20 protein-coding genes are annotated in these 24,495 nt (G+C 66.7%); 4 read left to right on the top strand and 16 right to left on the bottom strand.

The window, feature by feature from the left end; genetic code table 11:
* Positions 1-29: 29 nt before the first annotated feature.
* The 3 genes from ACYVF5_RS14920 to ACYVF5_RS14930 are packed head-to-tail and all read right to left on the bottom strand — an operon-like array spanning position 30 to position 3,402.
* Positions 30-1,700, bottom strand: a complete 1,671-nt coding sequence (locus ACYVF5_RS14920; protein ID WP_460947808.1) for an ABC transporter permease — start codon at positions 1,698-1,700, stop codon at positions 30-32.
* The gene (locus ACYVF5_RS14925) at positions 1,697-2,680 is read right to left on the bottom strand and encodes an ABC transporter ATP-binding protein (RefSeq protein ID WP_460947810.1); all 984 of its coding nucleotides are present in this window, start codon (positions 2,678-2,680) and stop codon (positions 1,697-1,699) included. Before ACYVF5_RS14925 ends, ACYVF5_RS14920 begins: the two co-directional genes overlap by 4 nt.
* Positions 2,681-2,721: 41 nt before the next feature.
* Positions 2,722-3,402, bottom strand: coding sequence for a TetR family transcriptional regulator (locus ACYVF5_RS14930; RefSeq protein WP_460947812.1), 681 nt, complete (start codon positions 3,400-3,402; stop codon positions 2,722-2,724).
* A 47-nt stretch (positions 3,403-3,449) separates the two neighbouring features.
* Here ACYVF5_RS14930 and ACYVF5_RS14935 point away from each other — a divergent pair, with 47 nt between their 5' ends.
* The 3 genes from ACYVF5_RS14935 (at position 3,450) to ACYVF5_RS14945 (ending at position 7,236) form a co-directional block, all read left to right on the top strand.
* Positions 3,450-4,172, top strand: coding sequence for an alpha/beta hydrolase family protein (locus ACYVF5_RS14935; RefSeq protein WP_460947814.1), 723 nt, complete (start codon positions 3,450-3,452; stop codon positions 4,170-4,172).
* 45 nt (positions 4,173-4,217) lie between these two features.
* Positions 4,218-4,838 (top strand): class I SAM-dependent methyltransferase, encoded by a 621-nt coding sequence (locus ACYVF5_RS14940; RefSeq protein WP_460947816.1) that lies wholly within the window; start codon positions 4,218-4,220, stop codon positions 4,836-4,838.
* 151 nt (positions 4,839-4,989) lie between these two features.
* Positions 4,990-7,236, top strand: a complete 2,247-nt coding sequence (locus tag ACYVF5_RS14945; RefSeq protein ID WP_460947818.1) for a heavy metal translocating P-type ATPase — start codon at positions 4,990-4,992, stop codon at positions 7,234-7,236.
* Between the two features lie 133 nt (positions 7,237-7,369).
* Here the strand turns inward: ACYVF5_RS14945 and ACYVF5_RS14950 are convergent, their stop codons facing one another.
* The 12 genes from ACYVF5_RS14950 to ACYVF5_RS15005 all read right to left on the bottom strand — a co-directional run bounded on the left by ACYVF5_RS14950 (position 7,370) and on the right by ACYVF5_RS15005 (position 22,616).
* Positions 7,370-9,253 carry an LPXTG cell wall anchor domain-containing protein gene (locus ACYVF5_RS14950; RefSeq protein WP_460947820.1) on the bottom strand — a complete coding sequence of 628 codons (1,884 nt, stop codon included), beginning with the start codon at positions 9,251-9,253 and terminating at the stop codon, positions 7,370-7,372.
* 404 nt (positions 9,254-9,657) lie between these two features.
* Entirely contained in the window at positions 9,658-10,053 is a 396-nt protein-coding gene (locus ACYVF5_RS14955) for a YchJ family protein (RefSeq protein WP_460947822.1), read from the bottom strand.
* A gap of 272 nt (positions 10,054-10,325) precedes the next feature.
* Positions 10,326-12,422, bottom strand: coding sequence for an ABC transporter ATP-binding protein (locus ACYVF5_RS14960; RefSeq protein ID WP_460947824.1), 2,097 nt, complete (start codon positions 12,420-12,422; stop codon positions 10,326-10,328).
* A 1-nt stretch (position 12,423) separates the two neighbouring features.
* Positions 12,424-14,160, bottom strand: a complete 1,737-nt coding sequence (locus ACYVF5_RS14965) for an ABC transporter ATP-binding protein (RefSeq protein WP_460947826.1) — start codon at positions 14,158-14,160, stop codon at positions 12,424-12,426.
* 133 nt (positions 14,161-14,293) lie between these two features.
* A complete protein-coding gene (locus ACYVF5_RS14970; protein ID WP_460947828.1) occupies positions 14,294-14,899 on the bottom strand; it encodes a PadR family transcriptional regulator in 606 nt (201 codons plus the stop codon).
* A 153-nt stretch (positions 14,900-15,052) separates the two neighbouring features.
* Complete coding sequence (gene ligM, locus ACYVF5_RS14975; RefSeq protein WP_460947830.1) at positions 15,053-16,468, bottom strand: vanillate/3-O-methylgallate O-demethylase; 1,416 nt, start codon at positions 16,466-16,468, stop codon at positions 15,053-15,055.
* A gap of 68 nt (positions 16,469-16,536) precedes the next feature.
* A complete protein-coding gene (locus tag ACYVF5_RS14980; RefSeq protein WP_460948402.1) occupies positions 16,537-17,343 on the bottom strand; it encodes a methylenetetrahydrofolate reductase in 807 nt (268 codons plus the stop codon).
* 161 nt (positions 17,344-17,504) lie between these two features.
* Positions 17,505-19,028 (bottom strand): acyl-CoA synthetase, encoded by a 1,524-nt coding sequence (locus tag ACYVF5_RS14985; protein WP_460947832.1) that lies wholly within the window; start codon positions 19,026-19,028, stop codon positions 17,505-17,507.
* A 101-nt stretch (positions 19,029-19,129) separates the two neighbouring features.
* Positions 19,130-19,585, bottom strand: a complete 456-nt coding sequence (locus ACYVF5_RS14990; RefSeq protein WP_460947834.1) for a MaoC family dehydratase — start codon at positions 19,583-19,585, stop codon at positions 19,130-19,132.
* Positions 19,586-19,616: 31 nt separating this feature from the next.
* A complete protein-coding gene (locus tag ACYVF5_RS14995) occupies positions 19,617-20,783 on the bottom strand; it encodes an acyl-CoA dehydrogenase family protein (protein WP_460947836.1) in 1,167 nt (388 codons plus the stop codon).
* A gap of 7 nt (positions 20,784-20,790) precedes the next feature.
* A complete protein-coding gene (locus ACYVF5_RS15000; RefSeq protein ID WP_460947838.1) occupies positions 20,791-21,684 on the bottom strand; it encodes an amidohydrolase family protein in 894 nt (297 codons plus the stop codon).
* 5 nt (positions 21,685-21,689) lie between these two features.
* Complete coding sequence (locus ACYVF5_RS15005) at positions 21,690-22,616, bottom strand: SDR family NAD(P)-dependent oxidoreductase (protein WP_460947840.1); 927 nt, start codon at positions 22,614-22,616, stop codon at positions 21,690-21,692.
* Positions 22,617-22,703: 87 nt separating this feature from the next.
* On the opposite strand from ACYVF5_RS15005, the gene ACYVF5_RS15010 reads away from it, so the two are divergent.
* The gene (locus tag ACYVF5_RS15010) at positions 22,704-23,156 is read left to right on the top strand and encodes a MarR family winged helix-turn-helix transcriptional regulator (protein WP_460947842.1); all 453 of its coding nucleotides are present in this window, start codon (positions 22,704-22,706) and stop codon (positions 23,154-23,156) included.
* Between the two features lie 27 nt (positions 23,157-23,183).
* Here ACYVF5_RS15010 and ACYVF5_RS15015 read toward each other — a convergent pair whose 3' ends face one another.
* On the bottom strand, positions 23,184-24,428 hold the full coding sequence (locus ACYVF5_RS15015; protein ID WP_460948404.1) for an MFS transporter: 1,245 nt from the start codon (positions 24,426-24,428) through the stop codon (positions 23,184-23,186).
* Positions 24,429-24,495 lie beyond the last annotated feature (67 nt).

The raw sequence follows: 24,495 nt of genomic DNA on the forward strand, positions 1-24,495 counted from the left end.
GACATCGAACGCGTCCGATGTCACACGTCTCACGCCGTGACGAGGTCCCGGCGGCGGAACAGGGCGAGGCTCGCCGCGACGAGCACCGCCGCGATCGCGGTGAGCACGACCATCGCGAGCACCGAGAGGTCCTCAGCGGGGTACTCGCCGATGTGTTCATACGGAGACGCCTTCACAACAGCTTCTGGCAGGTCGAACAACGGCCCGAAGAACCCGAAGAGGAACGCGTATGCGAACACGATCCACACCAGCGGCACAAGGCGTGGGGCGACCGCGTAGAGCAGCATCGCGATCGAGAGCGTCACCCACACCGCCGGAGCGTGCGCGACGTGTCCGAGCAGAACGTCGCCGAACAGCTCCCCGCTGCCGGTGCTCGCGGCGGCGCCGATCGCCTCGCCGAGGCCGGCGGCGAACAGCAGCACAACGACTCCGAGGGCGGTCACTCCGGTCCAGGCGCCGAGCCAGGCCGGCCGGCTCACCGCCGTGGCGAGAACGGGTTCGGCCCGACCGTCGAACTCCTCTGTGCGAAGCGACTGCGTCGCGAGAATCACATACACGGTAGTGAACATCGCGAACATCAGCCCCATGAGCCCGAGGTAGCCGGTGAGCAGGTTCTCTTCGCCGCCGAAGAGCACAAGCAGCTCGGGCGGCGCGTCCGAGAAACCGTCGATCATGGCCTGGGTGAACGCACCGTAGGCGAGTCCGCCCGCGAACAGCGACAGGCCCCACCCGATGAGGCTCGCTCGCTGCAGTCGGAACGCGAGCGCGAACGGATTCGACAGCCAGCCGGGTGCGTGCGCAGAACCGCGTCGCGCGGGCACGAGACCGGCTGCGAAATCCCGCCGCGCCGAGAGCAGGTAACCGACGGCGGCGAAGAGCACGAAGGCCGCGACGGACAGTGCGAGCGGCATCCACCTGTTGTGGGTGAACGGCGCGGTCTGCTGTGACCACCCGATCGGAGTGAGCCACGACAACCAGCCGAGGTCGCCGTTCTGCGCCGTCGACATGTCACCGAGCCCGCGCACGAGAAAACCCGCGCCGAGAACCGCCCCGGCGATGCCGGACGCCGTGCGCGAGAACTCCGTGAGCTGCACGCAGCTCGCGGTGATGCCGGTGAAGGCCAGGCCGGCCGCGCCCACGCTCGCGCCGAACAGGAAGGAGCCGCCCGCGTCGTTGCCCATCCCGGTGAGGATGCCGCCCATCAGCACAGCGACCATCAGATTCATGAGCACCGCCACCGTGAGTGCAGCCGTCAGCGATGCATAGCGTCCGACGACGTTCGCGCGCACGAGCTCGGCGCGACCGGACTGCTCCTCGAGGCGTGTGTGCCTGGTAACGGTGAGGATGCTCATCAACGCCGCCCCGATGATGAGGTACATGCCATAGGTGCCGACGAGGAACCGCTCGAGGGTGATGGCCTCCGTGCCGAATCCCGGGCCCATGAGCAGGGCGGCCGCCGGGTTCGAGGCGAACACGGCGATGGCCTGCAGATCCTCAACGGCCGGAAAAACGATCTCCAGAACGTTCGCGAAATAGACGAGCATGATCGCCAGCCCGAGTGTCCACCCGAAGAAGCGGATGCGGTCGCGGCGCAGCATGAACCGCAGGAGGGTGCCGAACCCGGCGAGCGGATGCCTGCGGCCATTCGCGTCGATCGGTTCCGCAGGCGGGCGGCGAGCGGGTGCGGCTGTTGTGCTCATCGTGTCGCTCCCGTCCCAGTCGTTGCGCCAGTGCCCGTGCCGTTGCTCGTGCCGCCGCCGACGCCCGCGGCGAGCTCGTCACCGTAGTGGCGCAGCAGGAGCTGTTCGAGCGTCGGCGGCGTCGCCGTGAGTCCGGTGACTCCGAGGCCGGCCAGCTCGCGCATCACTGCGGGCATGGCGTCGCCGTCGACGTCGAAGCGCAGCTGCTCGCCGTCGCGGTGCAGTTCGTGAACACCAGGGAGGTCGGCGACCCCGCCGGCGGGGCGCTCGGTGAGCACCGTGACGCTCGTGCGGGTGAGGTGGCGCAGTTCGCGCAGGCTTCCGGTCTCGACGATGCGACCCTTGCGGATGATCGAGATGCGGTGTGCGAGCACCTCGACCTGCGCGAGGATGTGGCTCGACAGCAGCACTGTGCGGCCGTCTGCCGTCGCTTCGTGGATGCACGCCTGGAACACGGCCTCCATCAGCGGGTCGAGACCCGCCGTCGGCTCGTCGAGCAGCAGGAGTTCGACGTCGCTGGCGAGCGCGGCGATCAGGGCGACCTTCTGCCGGTTGCCCTTCGAATAGGTGCGGCCCTTCTTGCGCGGGTCGAGGTCGAAACGTTCGCACAGCTCGTCTCGGCGAGCGCGGTCGACGCCGCCGCGCAGACGGCCGAGCAGGTCGATTGCCTCACCCCCGGTGAGGTTCGGCCACAGCTCCACGTCGCCGGGCACATACGCGAGACGGCGATGCAGGGTGACCGCTGACCCCCACGGGTCGGCGCCGAGAACGCGGACCTCGCCGCCGTCTGCGCGGAGCAGGCCGAGGAGGATGCGGATGGTTGTGGACTTGCCTGCGCCGTTCGGGCCGAGAAACCCGTGCACCTCGCCCGGCTCGACCTGCAGGTCGAGGCCGTCGAGTGCGGTCACGGAACCGAAGTGCTTCTGAAGGCCGGAGATCCGGATGGCGGGCACGCTGGCGCCCGGTGTTGTGGTGGTCATAACAGATCGCTCTTTCGATCGAAGGTGGAGTGAGTCGGGTGTCAGGCGCGTTCGCCTGAGGTCTCCACCGGCGGATCCGGCATGTAGAGCAGGTACGTCTCGAGCAGGGAGCGGTCGGTCAGAAAGCCCTCTGCGTAGATCTCGAGGGCGGGCAGCGTGAGGCGGCCGAGCGCGCGTTCCCAGAACTCGTCGCTCTCGACGGCGTGCGGGTCGGTCGCCGTGGCGAGGTCGAGCAGCAGATTGCCGAGCGACGCACCGATGAGAAACCGCACGCGCGCCCGCTCGTCGCGGCTGGGCACGATGAGACCGTTCGCCACTCCTTCCGTCACGTATTCGAGTGCGTCCTCGGCCATGTGATCGATGAAGGATCTGGCGTATTCGCCGCCCGCCTGAAGGCTGCGAAGCACATAGGCGATGAGTGGCCGGTACTCGGCGGTCCGTGCCAGTTGCTGGATGAAGACACCGGGCGCACTGCTCCGCTCGGCGACGACTGAGCGCTTCGTGTCGCGGATGAGGGCGAAGACGTATTCGTCGCAGGCGCGGCGCAGCCCGACTTTCGACCCGAACTGCTTCATCACCGCTGCCGCGCTGACTCCGGCATCGTGCGCGATGGTGCGCACGCTCGCATCGAAGCCGTCACGCCCGAAACGCGCGATGGCGGCCTGACGGACCCTCGCCTTTGTGGAGAGATCGTCGTTCGACACGTGAAACGGTGAACGCATGATCACTATGGTAAACACTCGGTCACCCTTACACAAGCCCCCGCCGGATGCGTCGTGTCACCGGCGGATGGGAGATCATGGTGAGCATGGGCGACGGCAGCGAAGAGCGCATCTCGATCACAACCGGTGACTCGACCGTCAGCGGTGCGTATGCCCGCCCGGCGGACCCCGCGGCATCCGTTGTCATCGCTCACGGCGCGGGAGCAGGCATGGACCACCCTTTTCTTCGCGGCTTCAGCGACGCCATGAACGGTGCCGGATTCGCGACGCTGCGATTCAACTTCGACTATGCCGAGCAGGGTAAGCGGATGCCGGACCGCGCACCGAAGGCGATCGCCACCTGGCGTGCGGCGATGGGCGAGGCGATCGCACGGTCAGAGGGAGAGCCGGTGTGGGCGTGCGGCAAGTCGTTCGGCGGCCGGATGGCGTCGATGGCCGTCGCCGAGGGGATGCCGGCGGCCGGCCTGGTGTTTCTCGGGTACCCGCTGCATCCGCCGGGCAAACCCGAGAAGATCAGGGACGAGCACCTCTATGGCCTCACGGTGCCGATGCTGTTCCTGCAGGGGCGACGCGACACGTTCGCGACCGGAGACCTGCTCGATCGGGTGGTGGAGCGGATTCCGTCCGGCACCCTGGAATGGCTCGACGGCGCCGACCACTCCTTTGCCGTCGCGGGGCGCAAGCGGACGCAAGAAGAGATCGCCGCTGGGCTGGTGCCATCGGTCACCGAGTTCATCAGGGCGGGCGGCGTGTATACCGCTCCACGCTGATCGTCGCCACCGCCGTCGCGCCTGAAGGTGCATATGCTGGATCAGATGGGAACCCACGTAAGAGATGCCTATTCACGCCGGGCTGCGGAGTACTCCGAGATCTTCGGGTCGATCACGGCTGCGCATCCCTCCGACCGCCAGCTGGTGGAGAGCTGGGCCGCCGGCATCGACGGACCGGTTATCGACGCCGGATGCGGACCCGGACAGTGGACGAACCATCTGGCAGAGCAGGGAATCGCGGCCTCGGGCGTCGACCTCGTTCCCGAGTTCATCGCGCGTGCGCGCGCCAGCTACCCCGGCATCCCGTACCGGGTCGGTAGCCTCGACGACCTCGATGTCGCGACGGGATCGGCCGGAGGAGTGCTCTCGTGGTACTCGCTCATCCATCTCGACCCCGACCTGATGCAGGTCCCTCTCGTGGAGTTTGCGCGTGTCATCCGACCGGGTGGCGGGCTGCTGCTCGGATTCGTCGAGGGTCCTGCGATCGAGAAATTCGATCACGCTGTCGTGGATGCCTACAGCTGGCCCGTGGAGATGCTCGGTGACGAACTGCGCAGCGCCGGATTCGAGGTCGTCGAGGCCCACACGAGGACTGGTCCGGGCTACCGCCCTCATGGCGCGATCGCCGCGCGACGCGTTGGCGGCGACGCTGGGACTGCGCTCTAGCCTGCGGAAGGGCGTCCTCGCCTCCCGCGGCCGCGGCCGCTCCCTGCACACGGTAGCCTCTGCCGAGGAGGCGGGGTCCGTCAGGCCGACTGAACCAGACACTCGTCGCCAGCCCTTCTCCATATACCCCTAGGGGGTATAGCATCGAGACATGACCGATCCATACGAACAACACGCAGCCGATCATTCGGGGCAGAACGAGCATGCCGGTCACGGGGCACGGAACGAGCACGCGGGTCACGGGGTGACCCGTTCAGACGTGCAGTCAGGTCGCGACGTGCATGGTGGGCGCGACGAGGCGGCGATGCGCGAGGGCGCCCACAGTGAGCACGCGGACCACAGTGGGCACGGTGACCGCGGTGGTCACACCGGCCATGGTGGTCACGGCGACCACGTGGGACAGTTCAGGCGGCTGTTCTGGATCATGCTCGTGATGGCGATACCGGTCGTCGGGCTCAGCGGTATGTTCGCCATGATCCTCGGATACGAGCTGCCGGATCTCCCATGGATCCCGTGGGTCTCACCGGTGCTCGGCACCGTGATGTACGTCTGGGGTGGCCGGCCGTTCCTCACGGGAGCCGTGACGGAACTACGGCAGCGCAAGCCCGGCATGATGCTGCTCATCGGGCTCGCCATCACGGTGGCGTTCGTCGCATCATGGGGCGCGAGCCTCTCGCTGCTCGATCATCAGCTCGACTTCTGGTGGGAGCTCGCCCTGCTCGTGGTGATCATGCTCCTCGGGCACTGGATCGAGATGCGGTCGCTCGCGCAGACCTCGTCTGCTCTCGATTCGCTTTCGGCTCTGCTGCCAGACGAAGCCGAGCGTGTCGACGACGACGACATCGTCACGGTGCCGCCGGCCGACCTGCGTGTGGGCGACATCGTCATCGTCCGGCCAGGCGCGCGCGTGCCGGCGGACGGCGAGGTCGTGCAGGGCTCAGCGAGCATGGACGAGTCGATGATCACGGGCGAGTCTCGCACCGTTCACCGTGGCGACGGCGACACCGTGGTGGCCGGGACCGTCGCAACGGATTCCGGGCTGCGCATCCGGGTAGACAAGGTCGGTGACGATACGGCGCTCGCCGGCATCCGCCGACTGGTGGCGGATGCCCAGAACTCATCGTCGCGCGCGCAGCGGCTGGCCGACAGCGCAGCTGCCCTGCTGTTCTGGTTCGCGCTCGGATCTGCAGTCATCACCGCTGTCGTCTGGACCATGTTCGGGTCTGCAGACGATGCGGTCGTGCGCACGATCACCGTGCTGGTGATCGCCTGCCCCCACGCGCTCGGGCTCGCAATCCCGCTGGTCGTCTCCATTGCGACGGAGCGCGCCGCGCGCGGCGGAGTGCTCGTGACCGACCGTCTCGCACTCGAGGGCATGCGCACGGTGGACGCCGTTCTGTTCGACAAGACCGGAACCCTCACCAGGGGTGAGCCGGCCGTCATCGCTGTCGAGGCGGTGGATGGCGCCGAGCCGAAGGCGGACGGTGACGCTCGTCGCGACCGTGTTCTCGCGCTGGCGGCCGCCGCCGAGGCGGACAGCGAGCATCCGCTTGCACGGGCGATCGTGGCCGCCGCCGGGCAGAAGGGGCTGTCTGTTCCTGCGGCGAGCGGCTTCTCGTCATCGCCGGCCGTCGGCGTCACCGCCACGGTCGACGGCAGCGAGATCGGCGTCGGAGGCCCTGCGCTGCTCGAGCAGCGCGGCGTGCACGAACTCGACCTCGTCGGCGAGTGGCGTGAACGTGGGGCCATCATCCTGCACGTGCTTCAGGATGGCGCCGTGATCGGTGCGCTGGCGCTCGCCGACGGCATCCGCGACGAATCGCGGCAGGCGGTGGATGCTCTGCACGCGCGGGGCGTCGAGGTGGCGATGATCACCGGTGATGCCGAGGCTGTCGCGCGGTCCGTCGCCGCCGAGCTCGGCATCGACCGCGTCTTCGCCGGTGTCAGGCCAGAGGGCAAGGCCGCGAAGGTGCGAGAACTGCAGGCAGAGGGCAAAAAGGTCGCGATGGTCGGCGACGGGGTGAACGACGCCCCGGCGCTGGCGCAGGCCGACGTGGGCATCGCGATCGGTGCAGGCACGGATGTCGCGATCGCGTCTGCCGGCGTGATCCTGGCGAGCGACGATCCCCGTTCCGTGCTGTCGGTGATCGAGCTGTCGCGGGCGAGCTACCGCAAGATGTCGCAGAACCTCTGGTGGGCTGGCGCTTACAACCTCGTGTCGGTGCCGCTCGCCGCCGGTGTGCTCGCGCCCGTCGGGTTCGTGCTGCCGATGTCTGTCGGTGCGATCCTCATGTCGCTGTCGACGATCATCGTCGCGGCGAACGCGCAGCTGCTGCGGCGGCTCGACCTGCGGGCGGAGACGAGTGCCGGCGTGAGCGCGCTCCGCGCCAGTGACTGAACGTTTTCACCCTATTCGGACGTTTTCACCCCGTATAGCGGGTGAAAACGTCCGAACAGGATGAGCGTGCGCCGTGCGCCGTGCGCCGTGCGCCAGAGGATGCCGCGCCGGGCGGGGCTGTGATGCCGTCGCGTCAGCTGATTCGGCGGCGGCGCGCGAGCAGAGCGCCGAGGGCGAGCAGCCCGACACCGAGAGCCGCGGCGAGTGCGGTCAGAGATCCGTCGGAGCCGGTGTCGGCGAGCGAGCCGTCACCCGCTGAGCCGCCGGTGCCGGGTGCCGCGGGACCGGCCGGAGCGCCGGGACCGGTCGGGCCGGGTGTGCCCGGATCCGTCGGCTCCGGCGTCGGCTCCGGCTCAACGACCTCGGCCACCGTCACAACCCACTCGACACCGTCGAAGTAGCGATCGATCTGCTCCGGGGTCATCGACCAAGAGGTGTCCGCATCGTGTGTGATCTCGAACGTGTCGCCGAAGAGTGAAGACACGGCTTCGACAGAGACCACCTCATACCCCTCTGCCGGCGTTGCCGTGATTCCGAGCACGGCTGCTGAGAAGAACGCTTCGGCTCCTGCCTCGTCGGCGTAATACGCCGCCTCTTGCCACTCGGTTGCCGCGAACGTCTCATCGTTGGCACGGAAGGTCAGCTCGGCGGCATCCGTCACGGGCGCACCGGCCTCATCGACGACGGTCGCGCCCTGCGTGACACTCGCCATCCCGATCTCGAGCTGCTGCTCGCCCTCGACGAGTTCGACCTCGATCGCACCGGTGAGCTCCGGCGACGGCTTGGTCATGGGAGTGGTCGAGCCGTCGGGCGCAATGTAGGTTGCCTCGTCGAACGTGATCGACTCGTGGGATCCGCGCTCGATGTCGCTGTAGTGGTCAAGGTTCGTCGCATTCCAGAACACCTCGGACACGTAGGAGTTCGGGGTGTCGAGGTGAATCGTCGCGCGTCCGGTGGGGATGTGGGTCAGGTTGTAGTCGCCCTCGTCGTCGGCCGTGGTCGCCCACCAGTCGCCGTTGACGTCTTCGATGTAGACGTACCCGGTGTCGCGCTTGACGTCTGAATCACCGGCATCCGTGACGAGCGACGGATCGAAGACCCCGTCGAGGTAACGGTCGTCGAAGCGGGTGATCGAGACATCCGCCCCATCCGCCTCGGCGAGTGTCACGGTGAAGTCAGCGGATTCGAAGTACCTGCCGATCGAATCGGTGGCGACGGTGTAGCGATCTCCGTTGTGCACAACGGGCAGTTCACCCGACGCTTCTGCGGTCACCGATGAGACCTCATAACCGTGCACCGGGGCGACCTCGATGCCGATGGTCGGCGCCGTGAAGTGCGCGGCCGCGTCGCCCTCGGCGGGGTAGTACTTGCCATCGGCCCACTCGACCGCGTCGAACTCGGAGCCGTTGTTGCTGAACGTGATCTCGGCAAGGTCGCTGACCGGGGTGCCTTCGGCGCCTTCGAGCACCACCGTGGCTCCTGCGCTGAGCGACGACATGCCGATCGAGGCGGCCTGTTCCGTGTCGCCGACCGCGATGGTCGCTTCGGCGAGCAGGCGGCCCGCGGGCAGGACGATCGGGCGCGTGGCGCCGTCGGGGGCCACATAGGTTCCCGTCTCGAACGAGACATCAGTGGTCTGCGGCAGCTTCACGGGTGCGCCGGCGACGCTCGCATCGAACACGGCAGTGCTCACATAGGGGTCTGGTGTGCCGAGGTAGACCTTCGCCTCACCGGCGGGCAGCCCGCTGAACGAGAAGTCACCGTTCGCGTCTGCGATCGTCGCCCACCAGGCACCGGACGCGTCTTGCAGGTACACGTAGCCGGATGTGCGCTTCTGATCCACCTCACCAGCCGGACTGGTTTTGCTCGTGTCGAAGACGCCGTCCGAGTAGCGGTCCTCGAAATAGGTGACAGTCACGTCACCGGGTGCCGCGAATGCCGGCGCAGCGGGGAGCATGATCGCGCCGAACGCGCACAGCGCGGCACCGGTCCCGATTCGTTTCACGGTTCTGCTCATGGATCTGCCTCTCTACAAAGCGATTGTCGACGATTCGTCGCGCACACGGGTGTCCTGCACAGAGCACCCCTGCGCACGGATTCCCTGCGCACGGATTCCCTGCGCACGGATTCCCTGCGCACGATTCCCTATGCACGGCGGCGTGCGGGTACACCGCGGCGCATCCCGACCCCGTTCGGGGTCAGGGCCTTCTCCACGCTAACGGGCACCCCGTCGGCGGCCGCTCGAATCAGCAGACGTTCACCCCGAGTTGGAATCTGTTCACGCGGGTGTTACCTCTGGTGCCGCTGCCGCTGCCGCTGCCGCTGCCGTTGCCGCTGCCGCGGATGAACGTTTTCACCTCGATCGGACGTTTTCATCCCGCATAGCTGGTGACAACGTCCGAACGGGGTGAAAACGCGGGGTCAGGGCGCGTCACCGTCGAGATAGAACCACGTGCCGTTCTCGCGCACGAAGCGACTCGTCTCGTGCAGCTCGCCACGGCCGTTCTCGTCGCGGTAGAACGCCGCGAACTCGACGGTGCCCTCTGTCGCGAGCATGCCGCCGCCGCTGGTCGCCACGATGTCGAGCCGCAACCAGCGGAGCCCCGGTTCGAAGCGCACCTCAGCCGGCCTGGTGCGCGGATGCCATGTGTCGAGCAGATAGGCGGCATCGTGCGCGGCGAACGCCGAGTAGCGTGAGCGCATCAGCAGTTCGGCCGTGGGCGCTGCGGTCTCGCCCCGGTGAAAGCGTGCGCAGCACTCCCCATAGGGATTGCCGCTCAGGCACGGGCACCTGTTGTCGTCAGCGAGTTCAGCCATCGGCATCCATCTTCGCAGGCCGCCACACCGCTCGCTCCCGCAGACCTCTCACTCCGCTCGCGCTACCGGCCCTCCCACCCGGCCGTCCCGATGTCGGCGCGCGTCCAGAAAGCAGCCATCCGACGTGGAATCGCGCCGGGTGGCTGCTTTCTGGACACTCACCCTCGAGGGGCACGGCCGGGGCCGGAGGCTGGGTCAGGGACCAGGGATCAGGGATCAGGAACCAAGGACCAGGGACCAAGGACCAGGAACCAGGGATCAGGGACCAGGGATCAGGTCGAGCGCACCGGCTCGGCATCCGCCGGGGGCGTGCTGCCCGCTCCGTCTTCATCGGCATCCGCCTCGTCGATGCTCTCGCCGCGGAACTGCGTCATGTAGAGCGTGTGGTACGCGCCGCGGGCCGCAAGCAACTGCTCGTGGTTGCCCTGTTCGACGATCGCGCCGTTCTGCATCACCAGGATGGTGTGTGCGTCGCGGATCGTCGACAGCCGGTGGGCGATCACGAACGAGGTGCGGTCGGTGCGCAGCGCCGCCATCGCGTGCTGCACGAGCAGCTCGGTGCGGGTGTCGACAGACGACGTCGCCTCGTCGAGGATCAGCAGCGACGGGTTCGCGATGAACGCGCGCGCGATCGTGATGAGCTGACGCTCACCGGCCGAGATGCTGCCGCCTTCTGCGTCGACGACCGTGTCGTAGCCGTCAGGCAGCTGCCTGACGAACCTGTCGACCATCGTCGCCTGAGCGGCTTCGACGACCTCGTCGTCGGTGGCATCGAGTCGTCCGTAACGGATGTTCTCGCGGATCGTCCCGTCGAACAGCCAGGCGTCCTGCAGGACCATTCCCACCTGCGACCGCAGCTCAGCGCGAGACAGGGAGGTGACATCCACCCCGTCGATGAGGATGCGGCCACTCGTGAGCTCGTAGAACCTCATCACGAGGTTGACGAGTGTCGTCTTGCCCGCACCGGTCGGTCCGACGATCGCGACCGTCTGACCTGGTTCGACAGAGAACGACAGATCTTCGATCAGCGGAGCATCCGGTGCGTAGCTGAACGAGACGTGCTCGAACTCGACATGGCCGTCTGTGCGCTCCGGCAGAGCGTCTGTGACGTCGTCTGGGTCCTGCTCGTCTGCATCGAGCAGCTCGAAGGTGCGCTCGGCGGACGCGACCCCGGACTGGATCATGTTCGCGATGCCGGCGATCTCGCTGATGGGCTGTGAGAACTCGCGCGAGTACTGGATGAACGCCGTCGCGTCACCGAGGGTCATCTGGCCAGAGGCGACGCGCAGGCCACCGGCGACGGCGATGAGAACGTATGACAGGTATGACACGAACATCATCGCGGGCATGATCATGCCCGAGACGAACTGCGCGCCGAACGATGCCCTGTAGAGCTTCTCGTTGCGCTCGTCGAACTCTTCGAGCATCTCTTCGTCTCGGCCGAACGCCCGCACGAGCTCGAGGCCCGAATACGACTCTTCGACGTGCCCGTTGAGGGAACCCGTGTTCTTCCACTGCGCGACGAACAGCTTCTGTGATCGCACGCCGATGACGCCGGCGATGATCGCGGAGAGGGGCAGCGCGATGAGCGCGATCAGCGCGAGCTGCCACGACACGATGAACATCATCACGGCTATGCCGATGATCGTGAGCGCAGACTGCACGATCTGCGAGAACGCCTGTTGCAGTGCCGCCTGAATGTTGTCGACATCGTTGGTGACGCGAGACATCAGGTCACCGCGCTGGCGGGTGTCGAAATAGCTGAGGGGCAGGCGGTTCAGCTTCTTCTCGATGTCTTGGCGCAGCGTGAACACCACGCGCATCACGAGCGCGTTCAAGATGAATCCCTGTGCCCACATCAGCACCGACGCCACCACATACATGCCGAGCACGATGAAGATCAGCCGGCCGAGCACAACGAAGTCGATGCCTTCGCCCGGTGTCGGGTTCGACTTCTCGAGCATGTCGGCGAGCTCGGCATTGCCGTCTGACCTCGTCTGCTCCACGATCTGATCGAGTGGCACGCCGGCGGGCAGGTTCATGCCGAGCACACCCGTGAAGATCGCGTCCATTGCGGCGCCGAGAACCTTCGGGGCGATCACGGTGAGCACAACAGACACCACAACGAGTGCGATGACAACGGCCATCCACGCTCGCTCCGGTTTCAGCAGCCCGATCAGCCGGGCGGCGGACGGTCCGAAGTGCTGAGCCTTCTTCACCGGAGCGGTGCCGCCGAACATGTCGCCGTCGGCCTCCGTCGGCGTGTATTCGAGTTCTTCGTCGACGGGATCGACGCCGGTGTCGGGCATGGGGTCCGTCACGCCTTTCCCCGCGCTCTTCTTGCGCGCTGCTCTGTCTGCTCGTGCCATCTCAGGCCACCCCCTCGACGCTCATCTGCGATTCGACGATCTCGCGATAGGTCTCGTTCGACTCGAGGAGTTCGTCGTGTGTGCCGCGGGCGACGATCACACCGGCGTCGAGCACGAGGATCTGGTCGGCCTCGCGGATGGTGGACACCCGCTGCGCGACGATGATGACCGTCGCGTCGCCCGTCGCGTCGTGCAGCGAGGCCCGCAGCCTGGCATCGGTTGCGACGTCGAGCGCCGAGAACGAGTCGTCGAACAGGAACACCCTCGGGTTCGACACGAGCGCGCGGGCGATGCAGAGCCGCTGGCGCTGGCCGCCAGAGACGTTGGTGCCGCCCTGGGCCACACCCTCGTCAAGCCCCTTCGGCTTGTCTCTCACGAAGTCCTCCGCCTGGGCGATGCGCAGGGCATGCCAGAGTTCTTCGTCCGTGGCATCCGGTCGTCCGAACCGCAGGTTCGAGCCGATCGTGCCCGAGAACAGGTAGGGCTTCTGCGGAACGAGGCCGATCACGTGTGCCAGCTGCTTGCGGCTGAGCTCGGTGACGGGGATGCCGTCGATCGACACGGTTCCCTGCTGCGGGTCGTAGAGGCGCGGGATGAGGTTGAGCAGGGTGGTCTTCCCGGCTCCGGTCGAACCGACGATCGCCGTGGTCTTTCCCGGTTCCGCGATGAAACTCATGTCGTCGAGCACCGGCCGCTCGGCACCGGGGTACCCGAAGCTCACACCCCGGAACTCGACACGACCCGTTGTCGGCAGCTCGTCGCGAGGGTGTGCCGTCGCGCGAATGCTGAGCTCGGTCTCGAGCACGTCGTTGATGCGCTCGGCGCAGACGACCGCGCGGGGGATCATCATGACCATGAACACGCCCATCATCACGGCGACGAGAATCTGCAGCAGGTACTGGAGGAACGCCGTGAGGGCGCCCACCTGCATCTCGCCCGCGTCGACGCGCTGCCCGCCGAACCAGAGAACGGCCGCCGTCGCGAGGTGCAGAACCATCATGATCACGGGGAACATCAACACGAACAGGTTGCCGACGCGGATGGAGACCCTGGTGAGGTTCTGGTTCGCCTCGCTGTATCTGGAGGCCTCGTGGGACTCACGCACGAACGCGCGGATGACGCGGATGCCGACGATCTGCTCGCGGAGCACACCGTTGATGGTGTCGATGCGTTCCTGCATCTCGCGGAACAACGGCAGCAGGCGCACAACGAGGAACCCGACCACGACGAACAGCACGGGAACGGCAACCCAGACGAGCCACGAGAGCCCGAGGTCCTCGCGGAGCGCCATGATGATGCCGCCGATGCACATGATCGGTGTCGACACCATGAAGTTGAGGGTCATCAGCACGAGCATCTGCACCTGCTGCACGTCGTTCGTGTTGCGTGTGATCAGAGTGGCGGTGCCGAAGCCGCCGACCTCGAGTGCGCTCAGCGAGTCGACCTTGCGGTAGATCTCGCGCCGCAGGTCGCGGCCGATCGCCATCGCTGCCTTCGCGCCGAAGTAGATGCCCGAGATCGCGAACACGACCTGCACGAGGCAGACGACGAGCATCGTGATGCCCGTCGACCAGATGAAGTCCGTGTCGCCGGTGGAGACGCCCTTGTCGATGATCTCTGCGTTCAGGCTGGGCAGGTAGAGCGCCGCCATCGTCGCGATCAACTGACAGATGAACACACCGATGATCGATCGCGTATACGGACGTGCGTGATGGAGGGTCAAACGGAGGAGGACCACAAAGAGTTCCTAGAGTAATCAGTGGAGTGTGGACAGTGGCAACATTAGAGAGTACAGCACGGCGAGGCATTTGTAACCGCTCGTATGCAGACGTATGTAGTGCGGCCGGCACCGAGGGTGTTCATCGGGAACTCTAGGACAGGCCTCTGACATCGATGGCCCCGTAGAAGCGTTCGACGAGCTTCAATCCTCGCTCGGCCCACGCGATCTCGGCGCGGGCGCGGTCGACCAGACCCTCGTAGCTGAAGCGCTTGAACGCGACGACACGGTCTCGATCGCCGTCTGGGGTCGCGTCGAGGCGCCGGCGCAGCATCGGGTTCGCGCGCGTGTCGATGCGCATGAGCTCCTCGTCCCACTGCTCGAGCTCGCCCTGCCAGTGGCGAATGTGCCCCTCGAGGAACGCCCGCGCCGCCTCGGGCGAGGCGGCCTCGAGATAGGCCGCCTTGAGATTGGCCGGCTCGCGCACGCGCGAGTAGCTCAGCGGGCCCTCCATCCACTCGCGGTAGGACGCCTCTCCGAGGTCGGTCACGTGATAGACGCGGCGTGTGCCTCGCTCTCCGCGCACTTGATCTTCGCCGCGGACGAGCCCCTCCGTCTCCATCTTGCGCAGCTCGGGGTAGATCTGGCTGTCCGGCGCGTGCCACAGGTGCCCTACCGACACCTCGAACTGCTTGTACAGGTCGTACCCCGACTGGGGTCCGACGCGCAGCAGCGCGAGGAGCGCATAGCGAAGGCTCATCCGTCCATCCTTTCCGTCGTCCGGTCCGCCGGGAGATCTGCGTTGTGATCCGTCACCCGAGGTGCTCGAGGGTGAGCATGCGGGTACGAGCGAGGGGTTCGGGCGACAGCAGTCGAACCCGAACCCCTCGTTGTGTGCGAGGCCTGCTGAGCGTCAGCCTTCGTCGGAGTAACCGGTTCGCCAGCCGCCGTGGTATTCGGCGCGCGCGACCGTCGAGTACGGCACGGGGCTGACCACCGCGCGCACCTCGGTCTGCTCGTGGGGCTCGACGGCGGCCTTCTTGGTGCCGCCGTTCGGCTCGCCCCAGACGACCTTCACCTCTGTGCCCTCCGGCACGTTCGGGTCGAGGACGGCGAGTGACAGGCCGCGACGCTCGTTGGCGCTGTAGCCGGTGAACATCGAATAGCCCACGACCGTGCCGTCTGCGTCGACGACGGAGTCGTAGTTCGCCGAACCGTAGTTCGCCAGCGGCAGGTCGAAGAACTTGTACTGCGGCCCCTCGACGTCGAACAGCGATCCGAAGATCTTCGTGAGGTCTTCGCCGTTCCACGCGAGCGTGACCTTCTTCTTCGCCGACTCCTTGTCGAGCTTCTCGAGCGCGTCCCGCCCGATGAAGTCGTGGTCGAACTTCACGAACGAGCCATACCCGAGTTCCCAGGGGGTCAGGTAGTAGTCCTCGATGTTCTCGGACACGAACGATCCGGCGAGGGTGCCGGTGGCCTCATAGCTGTCGGCCGGCAGCCATTCGCGGTAGGCGCGCTCCGCCTCGCCGCTATAGATGGCGGGCAGCGGCGAGGGGATCCAGCCGGACTCGAGAGTGTTCGACGGGTAGGCGCGTGACCCGACGGGCACGAGGCCGAACTCGGCGCCCACCTCGACGATCGTGTCGCGGATGAGGTCGTGGTCCGCATAGGGGCCCCAGATCTCGAGACCGGGCGCTCCCGCCATGCCGTGACGCAGTGTGCGCACGGTCTTGCCCGCTATCGTCATCGTCGACATGTTGAAGAACTTCAGCTGTTCGAGCGGCCCGCCGTTGAGCTTCTCGATCACGGCCCAGGCGTTCGGGCCCTGGATCTGGAAGCGGTAGTAGTTGCGCGAGACGGCGTGTCCGTACGGACGGGACGGTGAACGGCGGTCGACCTCGATCTCGAGGTTCTTGTATCCGCCGGTCTCACCGTGGAAGGTGAGCCAGTTGGCAGCGGGCGAGCGGCCGACGTAGACGTACTCGTCTTCGGCCTCGCGGAACAGGATGCCGTCCCCGATGACGTGACCGCCTGCTGTCGTCGGAACGTACTGCTTCGCCTTGTCCACGGCGAAGTTCGCCGTCGAGTTGATAGCTGTGTCGCTGATCAGCTTGATCGCGTCTGAGCCCTTGAGGAACAGGTTGTCCATGTGGTGCGACTGGTCGTAGAGCACGGCGGTCTGCCGCCATGCGCGCTGTTCCTTGATCCAGTTCTGAAAGTCGGCCGGAACGACCGGGTAGATGTACGAGCCGATCTGCGAGTTGCGCAGCAGGTCGACGGCGCTCCCTGATGAATCGAGGACTTCTTGGAGATTCTTCGGTGCCACGATGAACCTTTCTTTTGTGTGGGTGGTCTGGAATCGATGAGTTCGACGCCTGTGGGGCGTTGTGCTTCTTAAGACGCCGACTCGTGAAAGTTGCGCGCCCAGTCGGCTGTCGCGCGCAGTCCGCCGAATGTGTAGAAGTGCAGCTTCACGTCGCCGGATGCCGGGTCGGCATCAACGAGGCCGCCGAGGTCGTTGATGAACCGGTCAGGTCCTGCTGTTCCCATCAGGTTGGTGAGCGAGAAGCCGTACTTCTTCACGATCATCGCGTTTGCACCGATTCCGAAGCGCCGTGCGAACCCGAGAAGGCGCTTGATTCCGGCGGGGCCCGGTGTGCCCACGCGGATCGTCGACTCGATGCCACGCTCGCGCACCCCGTTGATCCACGTCTTCACGGGCTGGGTGTCGAAGGCGAACTGGGTGAGGATCACGGCGCCCAGATCCTGCTCCGCCAGCGAGGCCGACTTCTTCTCGAGGTGATCCCAGAGCACGTCGTCGGCGATGTCCGGGTGCCCCTCGGGATAGCCGGAGATGCTGACCTCCGTGACGCCGTAGCGCTGCAGAACCCCGGAGCGGATGACGTCGTACGAGCTGTCGAACGGCCCCTCCGGTGTAGCGGGGTCGCCACCGACGGCGAAGACATGCTCGGTCGCGCCGACCTGCTGCAGACGGTCGAGGAACTCTTCGAGCTGTGCCTGCGATGCCAGGCGGCGGGCCGAGATGTGGGGGATCGGGACGAAACCGGCGTCTTTCACGGCCTTCGCGGCCGCAACACGCATGTCGATGTCTTCGTTGCCGAGAAAAGTGACGTTGATGCGTGTTCCCTGCGGTATCAGATCCCGTGCTTCCTGCAGGCCGGGGATGTCCTTCCCGGTCATCTCCAGGGAGAAGTCTTCGATGAGTTTCTGACCAGCTGTCACGGATGGGTCCTTCCGATTGGATGCGCCTCGTTACGCCATCCCGATTACAGTACCTATCACCATAGGGAATGTCTATAGGCAAATCCACGAGATGACACGCCCAGGAGGACCGGCGGGCGTCACCGCCCGCCGAAACGGGCGCGAAGGTCGGCTTTGCGGACTTTTCCAGAGCCTGTGCGGGGGAACTCGTCGACGATGACAACGTTCTTCGGAATCTTGTAACGCGCCAGCTTGCCGTCGAGGAACCCCTTGAGCTGATCCGTCGTCACATCGACCCCCTCGCGGGTCGTGAGAACCGCCCACGGCACCTCGCCCCATTTCTCGTCGGGGACGCCGATGACGGCGACTCCGGTGACGCCCTCATAGTCGTTGATCAGGTTCTCGACTTCCGCGGGGTAGATGTTCTCGCCGCCAGAGATGATCATGTCCTTCAGCCGGTCGGCGATGAACAAGAACCCGTCGGCGTCGAGAAATCCCATGTCGCCCGATCGGAACCATCCGTCGTCGGTGAACGCCTTCGCCGTCTCGTCCGGCAGGCCGTGGTAACCGGGGAAGACGTTCGGGCCGACGATCTCGACCTCGCCCACTGTGCCGCGCGGCGCCACATCGCCGTTCTCGTCGGCGATCCGCACGTCCGTGAAGAAATGCGGCAACCCCACGCTGCCCTGCTTGTCGCGCGTCCTGTCCGGGGAGAGGCTCGTGGCGCCTGGCGATGTCTCTGTCAGGCCGTATCCCTGCGAGAACGACAGGCCGCGCTCCTCATATGCGTTGAGGATGCGGGTGGGCACCGCTGACCCGCCGCAGGTGAGCTTCTCGAGGGTCGACAGGTCTGTGTCCGCCCAGCTGGGGTGGTCTGCCATCAGCTGATAGGTCGTCGGCACCCCGCTGAGCATGGTGATGCCGTGCTGCTCGATCAGGGCAAGTGCCCGGCCGGCCTCGAAACCCTTCTCGAGAACGATCGTCGCACCCTTCAGGAACATCGGCAGTGCGCCCATGCCGAGCGCGGCGACGTGGAACAGCGGCGAGATCAAGAGAGCCACATCACGGGAGACGAGGTCGTAGTCGACGAGGCAGTTGATCGAGGCCCACGTGAGATTGCCGTGCGTCAGCACGGCGCCCTTCGGCTTTCCCGTGGTGCCCGAGGTGTAGATGATCACCGCTGGGTCGTCGGGCGTGACGCTCACGTCGAGGTGGCCGCCGAGGCGCCCGGCCGCCAGGCGGTTCAGCCCGGGGCCGGATCCGTCGCCCTCGCCGGTCTGGATGACGTGGGCGATGCCGGCCGCCTCGACGCCGGGTGCGGCCTTCTCGGCGAAGGCGGGGTCATGGATCAACGCACGCGCCCCGCTGTCCGTGAGCACATGGGTGATCTCCGGCGGAGCCAGACGTGTGTTGACCGGCGTGAAGACGGCCCCGATCTGCGCCGCTGCGAACAGCGTCTGGAGAAACTCCGGGCTGTTCTCGCCGATGTACGCGACGGCATCCCCCTTGCCGATGCCGCGCAGATGCAGCACGGCCGCGATCCGGTCGGCCGCATCGGCCAGCTCGCCGTAGGTATACGTGCGGCCCTCGAAGACGAGCGCCGTCTTGTCGGGGTTCTTCAGACGACGCTTGGCCATCCAAGCGCCGATTCCCTGGTTCTGCATGTCACTTTCTCCTCGTCGAGAGCGATGGGGTGGTCTTCGATGAGCCGGGCAGGCGCCGAACGGTGGAGCGCAGCACGGATCCGCCCGGGCAGAATCGGGCCTCAGGCGTAGAAGCGGTAGAGGGCACGTGCCGCCACCGCCGGGCGGTCGCCCCCCTCGACCTCGACGGTCTCGTCGACGGCGAGCTGGTAGCCGCCTTTGACCTCGGTCACCTCTGCGACGACGGCGTTCATCCGCACTCGCGCGCCGACCTTCACCGGCGAGATGAAGCGCACCCTGTCCAGCCCGTAGTTCACCTTGGTGGTGACCCCCTCGACATCGAGCAGCTCGGTCCAGAACGGGATCGTCAGCGACAGAGTGAGAAAACCGTGGGCGATCGGGCCGCCGAACGGGCTCTCGGCCCGTGCGCGTTCGGGGTCGACGTGGATCCACTGCTGGTCATCGGCCGCCTCGGCGAACCGGTTCACGCGGTCCTGAGCGATCTCGAACCAGTCGGTCCAGCCGAGGTCGGCGCCGGCGAGGCTTTCGATGTCGGCGTATGCGACTGTGCGGGTCATGGGTTCCTCCTGCGGGGATATGAGTGGCGGTTCAGATGAAGGCGGATTCGCCGGTGAGCGAGCGCCCCACGATGAGCGCGTTGACCTCGTGGGTGCCCTCATAGGAATAGACGGCCTCGGCGTCGGCGAAGAAGCGGGCGGCATCGTGCTCGAGCAGCAGACCGTTGCCGCCGAGGAGCTCGCGGCCGAGCGCGACGGTCTCGCGCGCTCGCAGCGCCGTCCACATCTTGGCGAGCGCCGAGTTCTCATCGCTCCATTCGCCGGCGTCCTGATGGGCAGAGAGCTGCACGACCATCGCGAGTGATGCCGTGACGTTTCCGAGCATCCGGGCGAGCTTCTCCTGCACGAGTTGAAAACCGCCGATGGGCCGGCCGAACTGCTCGCGCTCGCGTGTGTAGCGCACAGCGGCGTCCAGCGCGCCGGCCTGCACACCCGTGGCGATCCACGCGACGTCCGAGCGCATGCGCCGAAGCAGTCCGGCGACATCCCGCCACGAATCGATGCCCTGCAGGCGGCGGTGCTCAGGCACGCACACGCCGTTCAGGGTGATGTGGGCGTTCTGCACCGGTCGCAGGGCGATCTTGCCCGTGATCGTCGTGAGTCCGAGACCTGGCGTGTCACGGTCGACGAGAAACGCCTTGACGCGGCGATCATCTGCGTCGCGCGCGAAGACGGCGATCACGTCTGCGTCTGCGGCCGCGCCGATCCAGCGCTTCTCGCCGTGGAGCGTCCACGTGTCTCCGTCGCGCTTCGCCACTGTCGCCAGACCGCCCGCGATGTCGGATCCGTGCTCGGGCTCGGTCAGCGCGAACGCTCCCCTCACGGCGAATGAGCGCACTTTCGGATCCCACTCGTCGGCCTGCTCCGGCGATCCGCCGTGGCGCACCGCCGTGCGGAAGAGACCGGACTGGCCGTTGTAGTGTGTCGCCACCGAGGCATCCGTTCTGGCCAGAACCAGGTTGCGAAAGCCCGAGAACATACTCGAATCGGCCTCTGCGACGTCGACGCCATCGGGCTGCATGAGATGCAGCGACGCGAGAACGTCGAGCACCTCTTGCGGCATCACCGCGTGTTCCCAGGCCTCTGCGAGCAGTGGCCGGACGTCCCGGTCGAGCACCTGCTGCAGGCCGTTGAGCGCGCGACGCGCAGCCGGGCTCAGACGCGTGCCGAAGCCGTAGCTGTCGATGACGGGATCCATGGCGGGCCTACGAGCCCAGTCCGAGAAGGCGGACCGCGTTGTTCTTGATGATGCCCGGCATGACCTCGGGTTTGAGCGCGGTGTTCGCCACATCGCGCATCCAGCGCTCCGGGGTGATCATGGGAAAGTCGGATCCGAAGAGCACACGGTCGGAGATGAGGGAGTTGGCGTAGCGGACGAGTTCGGCGGGAAAGTAGGTGGGACTCCAGCCGGACAGGTCGATCCAGGTGTTGTGCTTGTGGGTCGCGACCGAGAGCGCTTCATCCTGCCAGGGCACCGAGGGGTGAGCCATGATGATCTGCAGGTCGGGAAAGGCGGCGGCGACCTTGTCGAGCAGCATCGGGTTCGACAGGGCGAGGTGAAAGCCGCGTCCACCGGGCATGCCCGCTCCGATGCCGGTCTGGCCGGTGTGGAAGAGGGCGGGGATCCCCGCACGCCGGATCGTGTCGTAGAGCGGGTGGAAGCGCTCGTCGCTCGGGTCGAAGCCCTGCACGGTGGGATGGAACTTGAAGCCTCGCACCCCGGACTCCTCGATCAGCCTGGTCGCGAGGTCGACGGCATCGCCGCGGCGGGGGTCGACGGAGCCGAACGGGATCAGCACGTCGTTGTGACGCGCGGCGCCTGCGGCGATCTCGGCGCTCGAGATCGGGGGCTGGCCGAGCTGTGTCGTCGAGTCGACGGTGAAGACGACGGCGGCCATACGACGCTCGCGATAGTAGCCGGCGATGCTGTCCAGATCTGGACGGGGCCCGTCCGTGCGAAAGTATCTGCTCGCCGCCTCGGCCAGGTCGTCGGGCAGCGACGAATGACCGTGTTCGTCGATCTCGATGTGCACGTGTGTGTCGATCGCGTCGAGCGCACCGACGTCGATGGCGGGTTCGTAGCGGATCGTCTGCGCCATGCTGGTCAGGCGCTCGGTGCGGGCTTGAGCTCGTCCGGCAGCGGCGGAAACGTCTCGCCGACGCTCTGAAGCGGTCCGACTGCGTCGGCGAACGACTCGGTGAGGGCTTCGTACGTCCAGCCGCCCTCGCGATAGGCTGTCGCCGCCGGCTCCGGGTGGGACCACAGCTGCAGGCGGTCGCCACCGATGCCGATGGCCTGGCCCGTGACATCCGCCGCCTCGTCCGACGACAGGTAGGCGATGATGCCAGAGGCGTCCTCTGGCGTCCCGAACCCGAGATCGTGGCGGAAGAACGCCGGCATCGCCTCGCCCTTCTCGCTGGCCTCGACGGCACTGGCGAAGTAGGGAACGGTTTTGGTCATCTCGGTGGCGGCGACGGGGATCACGGCATTGACGGTGATCCCGGCCTTCTTGAGCTCCATGGCCCAGGTGCGCACCATTCCGACGATGCCGGCCTTCGCCGCTGCATAGTTCGTCTGGCCGAAATTGCCTCGCTGGCCCGTCGGCGACCCGATGCAGATGATGCGGCCGCCCTCCCCCTGTTCTCGCATGCGGGTTGCGGCCTCGCGCACGCAGGTGAACGTGCCCCGCAGATGCACGTTGACGACGGTGTCGAAGTCTTCGTCGCTCATCTTCCACAGCACCGTGTCACGCAGTACCCCCGCGTTGGTGACGAGGATGTCGAGGCGGCCGTATGTCTCGAAGGCGGTGTCGACCAGCTTCTTCGCCGTCTCGGCCGGACCTACCGGGGCGACGACGGCTGCGGCGGTGCCACCCGCCCGCTCGATGGTCGTGACGGCGTCTGCGGCAGCTGCCTGGTCGACGTCGTTGACGATGACGGATGCGCCCTGCCGGGCCAGCTCCCGCGCGTATGCCAGCCCGAGTCCGCGGCCGGAACCGGTGACGATGGCTACTTTGCCCTTCAACGACATGGTGTGCTCCTTCGCGTCGGTACCATCAGAGCAAAGATACTTGAAGAAGTCAATAATTGATGAGTTGCACTTTGCTACTGTATGGCTATGGCGAGCACAGACGATCCGGCGCCCGTTGTCGCACAGCGTCTCGGTGACGACGTCAGCTTTCTGCTCGCTCGCGCCAACGCGCAATCGGTCATCGCGGGCAACGAGGCGCTCACCCCGTTCGGCCTGAAGGTGCGGTCGTACTCGGTGCTCGCGTTCGCGGCAGACGAGGTGAAACCGACACAGCGCGAGATCGCCGAGTTCCTGCGTCTGGACCCCAGCCAGGTGGTTGCGCTGGTCGATGACCTGCAGCAGCGCGGACTCGTTGTGCGTGAACCCGATCCCCACGATCGCCGTGCGAACGTGGTGGTCCTCACCGGCGAGGGCCGGTCTGTGCACGCCGGCGCCGCAGAAGCGGTCGCCCGCGCCGAACTCGCGGCGCATGCGGGACTGAGTGACGACGAGCGCGGAGTCCTGCACGACCTGCTGCGTCGTCTGGCGTTCCCGGCGTAGTCCCCGCCGGCTGCCGTCGCGGCTCGCTCACCGGTTCTCGAGCGCGTCGAAGACGTTGTGTTCACGCCCCACGACGATGCCGACGACGCACTGACCGGCGAGGGCGAGCAGCACAAGGCTGAACGGAGCTGTCCAGCCACCGCTCGCCGAGAGCAGCCAGCCAAAGGCCATCGGGCCGCAGGCGCCGATCACGTAGCCGACGGTCTGTGCCATGCCGGACAGGGCGGATGCCGTGTTGTGATCGCGAGCGCGAGACGCCATGAGTGACATGGACATGGCCAGCGATGCGCCGCTGCCGAGTCCAGGCAAGATCAGCCAGCCGATGATCGACCCGGGCGCGAGCATCAGACCGACGATGCCGAACGACGACATAACCGGCAGGATCGCTGGAACCCAGCGGGTGAGGCCGCCGCGAAGCACCGATGACAACCCGAGGGCGCCGACGATGCCGAAGAGCTGGTAGATCATCGCGTCGGCCCCGCCGACCGCCTCGCTTCGCCCCGTCGACGCCGAATAGGGGGCGAGCCAGGTGGCGAGCATGTAGAAGACGATCGACTGCAGGCCCATGTAGAACCCGATCTGCCAGGCGACCGGGTCGCGCCAGACCGTCGGCCCCCTCTGGGCTCTGACGACCGGCGGCATCCGTTTCTCGGGGACGCGTCGTGTGTGCAGCACCCAGAGCACTATCGCGATGGGCACCACCGAGCCGGTGAGCAGCAGTGCGACGCGCCATCCCCAGCTTCCGCCGTCTGGCATGGGCACGTGCGAGAGCGGAACGACGATGCCGGATGCGATAGCGCCGCACCCGGCGAGCAGTGCTGTGTACAGCGAGGTCATCACGTTGACTCGCGCACCGAACCCTCGTCTGACGACAGCCGGCATCAGCACGTTCGCCAGTGCGAGTGCCATGCCGATGATGAGCGTGCCGATCCAGAGGTTCGCCGTCGAGCCGGGAACGGATCGGACGACGGTGCCCGCGGCCAGGGCGATGAGCGCGATGAGCACCGCGCGGCCCAGACCGAAACGGCGGCTCAAACCGTGTGCGAACGGTGAGCAGATGGCCCACACGATGAGGGGCACCGATGTCAGTGCGCCGAGCACGGCGAGCGATTGTCCGGTGTCGGCGCTGATCTGCGCCAGCAGCGGACCGACGCCGGTGATCGTGGCGCGAAGGTTGACGGCGATGAGGCAGACCGCCGCGAACAGCAGGCCGAACGAGCGCACGCGGGAGGGTCCGCGTCGGTCGGGTCGGCCGTCTGCGACGTCTGGCATGCTCACCGCGAGAGTCTAGCCGCGTGTGAGAGGATCGCCCGACCGTTCATGCGTCACCGCCCGCCCG

The sequence above is a fragment of the Okibacterium endophyticum genome (assembly GCF_054780075.1).

Bases quoted from the DNA above. Each gene is read 5' to 3' on its own strand.
- ACYVF5_RS14930 (WP_460947812.1), bottom strand. From the start codon at position 3,402: ATGCGTTCACCGTTTCACGTGTCGAACGACGATCTCTCCACAAAGGCG.
- ACYVF5_RS15015 (WP_460948404.1), bottom strand. From the start codon at position 24,428: ATGCCAGACGTCGCAGACGGCCGACCCGACCGACGCGGACCCTCCCGC.
- ACYVF5_RS14985 (WP_460947832.1), bottom strand. From the start codon at position 19,028: ATGCAGAACCAGGGAATCGGCGCTTGGATGGCCAAGCGTCGTCTGAAG.
- ACYVF5_RS15000 (WP_460947838.1), bottom strand. From the start codon at position 21,684: ATGGCGCAGACGATCCGCTACGAACCCGCCATCGACGTCGGTGCGCTC.
- ACYVF5_RS14980 (WP_460948402.1), bottom strand. From the start codon at position 17,343: ATGACCGGGAAGGACATCCCCGGCCTGCAGGAAGCACGGGATCTGATA.
- ACYVF5_RS14995 (WP_460947836.1), bottom strand. From the start codon at position 20,783: ATGGATCCCGTCATCGACAGCTACGGCTTCGGCACGCGTCTGAGCCCG.
- ACYVF5_RS14950 (WP_460947820.1), bottom strand. From the start codon at position 9,253: ATGAGCAGAACCGTGAAACGAATCGGGACCGGTGCCGCGCTGTGCGCG.
- ACYVF5_RS14955 (WP_460947822.1), bottom strand. From the start codon at position 10,053: ATGGCTGAACTCGCTGACGACAACAGGTGCCCGTGCCTGAGCGGCAAT.
- ACYVF5_RS14945 (WP_460947818.1), top strand. From the start codon at position 4,990: ATGACCGATCCATACGAACAACACGCAGCCGATCATTCGGGGCAGAAC.
- ACYVF5_RS15005 (WP_460947840.1), bottom strand. From the start codon at position 22,616: ATGTCGTTGAAGGGCAAAGTAGCCATCGTCACCGGTTCCGGCCGCGGA.
- ACYVF5_RS14970 (WP_460947828.1), bottom strand. From the start codon at position 14,899: ATGAGCCTTCGCTATGCGCTCCTCGCGCTGCTGCGCGTCGGACCCCAG.
- ACYVF5_RS14935 (WP_460947814.1), top strand. From the start codon at position 3,450: ATGCGTCGTGTCACCGGCGGATGGGAGATCATGGTGAGCATGGGCGAC.
- ACYVF5_RS14940 (WP_460947816.1), top strand. From the start codon at position 4,218: ATGGGAACCCACGTAAGAGATGCCTATTCACGCCGGGCTGCGGAGTAC.
- ACYVF5_RS15010 (WP_460947842.1), top strand. From the start codon at position 22,704: ATGGCGAGCACAGACGATCCGGCGCCCGTTGTCGCACAGCGTCTCGGT.
- ACYVF5_RS14990 (WP_460947834.1), bottom strand. From the start codon at position 19,585: ATGACCCGCACAGTCGCATACGCCGACATCGAAAGCCTCGCCGGCGCC.
- ACYVF5_RS14925 (WP_460947810.1), bottom strand. From the start codon at position 2,680: ATGACCACCACAACACCGGGCGCCAGCGTGCCCGCCATCCGGATCTCC.
- ACYVF5_RS14920 (WP_460947808.1), bottom strand. From the start codon at position 1,700: ATGAGCACAACAGCCGCACCCGCTCGCCGCCCGCCTGCGGAACCGATC.
- ACYVF5_RS14960 (WP_460947824.1), bottom strand. From the start codon at position 12,422: ATGGCACGAGCAGACAGAGCAGCGCGCAAGAAGAGCGCGGGGAAAGGC.